The following is a 2572-nucleotide window of genomic DNA, read 5'->3' as shown; positions in this document are numbered from 1 at the left end:
ATTACCCGGTGCGCGGGCGCTAGCCTCGGCTAGTCGTTCTGGGCCACCTGCCCCATTCGCCTGGCTGCCATCCGCTCCAGCGCCGACAGCGCGTCGTAGATCAGCACGGCAAGGGCAGCAACGATCAAGCCTCCCTGGAGGACAAAGGCCAGATTGTTGGATTRCAGCCCGGCAATGATGACCTCGCCTAGCGTCTTGGCTGCGACCGTCGAACCGATGGTGGCTGTGGCGAGGCTGATGACCACCGAAAGCCGAATGCCGGCGAGCATGACCGGCACACTCAGCGGCAGTTCGACCTTGAGCAGGCGTTGCCAACTGGTCATGCCAGCGCCGCGCGCGGCTTCAACCACACTCGGCGGCGTGGTGGTCAAACCCGTCAAAGAATTCTCGAAGATCGGCAGCAGGCCATAGAGGAACAGCGCGATCAGCGTCGGCTTTTCGCCAAAGCCAACGGCGGGAACGGCAAGCGCCAAAACCGCGACCGGAGGAAAGGTCTGGCCAATATTGACCAGACTGCGCGACAAAGGCAGGAATTCGACGCCTGCCGGCCTGGTAACTAGGATTGCGAGGGAGACGGCAACGACAATCGCTGCGGCAGTGGCGATGGCGACCGTGCGCAGGTGTTGCAGCGCCAGTGATAGCAAACTGCCCTGGTTGTAGATGGCATGAGCGCCATTCTGCGTCAGCGGCTTGAGCAGCGGCTCGAACCACAAGGGATTTGTCAAAAAGGCGATGAGCAGAACCAGCACGGCGAGCCGCAGCAGGAGTGGAATCCAGGCCTTCATTGCGGCCTCGCGGCACGTTTGACGAGGCCTTCCATAGTGACCTTGCCAAGCGGTGTGCCATCGTCCGATGTCACCGGCATCGCAGAACGACCCGACCACAACAGTTCCGCAAGCGCATCGCGCTGGGTCGCCTCGGCGCGTATCCCCTCGCCGGCGGCCTTGCCGGGCTCGACCGCATCGCCGACGGCGCCAAGCGACAGCAGCTTGAACGGGCGGTCGGAGGCACCGATCAGTGTTTCGACGAAGTCATTGGCGGGTTTGGCCAGAATTTCGGCTGGCGTCGCATACTGGATCAGTCGCCCTGCATCCATGACGGCGATACGGTCGCCCAGATGGACCGCCTCCTCCATGTCGTGGGTGACGAGGATGATGGTGGTGCCGAAGCGTTTCTGGATCGCCAGCAGGTCTTCCTGCGCCTTGGTGCGGATGATCGGATCGAGCGCGCCGAACGGCTCGTCCATCAACAGCACGTTGGGCTCGGCCGCAMGCGCGCGGGCGACGCCGACACGCTGCTGCTGGCCACCCGACAATTCGTGGGGATAACGAGGGCCAAAAGCCACCGGGTCCAGCTGAAGCAGCGACATCAGCTCGTCGACGCGAGCCTTGATGCGCGCTGCGTCCCAGCCAAGCAGCGATGGGACGGTGCCGATGTTCTGTGCCACGGTGCGGTGCGGAAACAGGCCATTGCCCTGGATGGCATAACCGATGCTGCGGCGCAGTTCGTGGCCGGGCACCGAGCGATTGTCCGTGCCGTCGAGCTTGATCGTACCCGAGGTCGGCTCGACCAGGCGGTTGATCATGCGCAAGAGCGTGGTCTTGCCAGAGCCGGAAGTGCCGACGATCACCGTCAGCGTACGCGGCTCAATGACCATCGAGACGTCGTCGACGACAGCGGTTTCGCCATAACGCTTGGTAATGTTTTCGATCTCGATCATGCCGCCACCGCCAAGGTTCTGCGGGTCGCGACAAATTCGACCACCGCGTCAAGGATGATGGCAGCGGCGAAGGCCAGCGCCACCGTTGGAACCGCGCCAAGCAGGACAAGGTCCATTGCCGTCTGGCCGACGCCCTGGAACACGAACACACCAAAGCCACCGCCGCCGATCAGCGCGGCAATGGTGGCAAGGCCGATGTTCTGGACCAGAACGATGCGGATGCCGGTGAGAATGACCGGAAAAGCAAGCGGAAACTCGACATTCGACAGGCGCTGCCAGCCGGTCATGCCCATGCCGCGTGCCGCATCGTTCGCCGCGCGCGGCACACCAGCGAGCCCGACCACCGTATTGGCGACCACAGGCAACAGCGAATAGAGAAACAGTGCGACGAAGGCCGGTGCGGCGCCGATACCGCGAATGCCCAGAGCGGAAGCGCCGGGAACATTGGCCGCAACCCAGCCGAGGGGCGCGATCAGGATGCCGAACAGCGCGATCGAGGGGATCGTCTGGATGATGTTGAGCACATTGAGCACGCCAGCCCGCAGCGCCTCGACGCGGTGGCACAAAATGCCGAGCGGCAGGCCGACAAGAGCGGCGGCGGCAAGCGAGCCTAGTGCAAGCTGGACATGGCGCGCCGCTTCGTTCCAGAAACTGTCGGCGCGATTGGCATATTCCTTGAGAATCGAAAGGCTGTCCCACTGGCCTGACGCGAGCAGAAGCCAGATCGCCGCAGCGGCGATGACGAGCACGGCAACGCGCCCGACCGGCGACAGTTGCAACCTCGTCAGGACGTCTGCAAGCAAAAGGGTAAAGGCAAAGATCAGAAGCCAGAAGCCCGACGCCGGCGAGATG

3 protein-coding genes are annotated in these 2572 nt (G+C 63.5%); all 3 read right to left on the bottom strand.

Annotated elements, in window-relative coordinates; all coding sequences use genetic code 11:
• Positions 1–29 precede the first annotated feature (29 nt).
• Positions 30–785 carry an ABC transporter permease gene (locus AC1DUU_RS29155; protein WP_476786807.1) on the bottom strand — a complete coding sequence of 252 codons (756 nt, stop codon included), beginning with the start codon at positions 783–785 and terminating at the stop codon, positions 30–32.
• Positions 782–1720 (bottom strand): ABC transporter ATP-binding protein, encoded by a 939-nt coding sequence (locus AC1DUU_RS29150; RefSeq protein WP_476786806.1) that lies wholly within the window; start codon positions 1718–1720, stop codon positions 782–784. Before AC1DUU_RS29150 ends, AC1DUU_RS29155 begins: the two co-directional genes overlap by 4 nt.
• Positions 1717–2572 (bottom strand): ABC transporter permease (locus AC1DUU_RS29145; protein WP_476786805.1); only part of this gene is annotated, 856 nt, incomplete at its 5' end. The genes AC1DUU_RS29150 and AC1DUU_RS29145, both read right to left, overlap by 4 nt.

This window comes from Aminobacter sp. P4_H6_2 (assembly GCF_056400805.1).
Note: the sequence above shows the minus strand (reverse complement) of the source record. Positions and strands in the feature narration are given on the sequence as shown.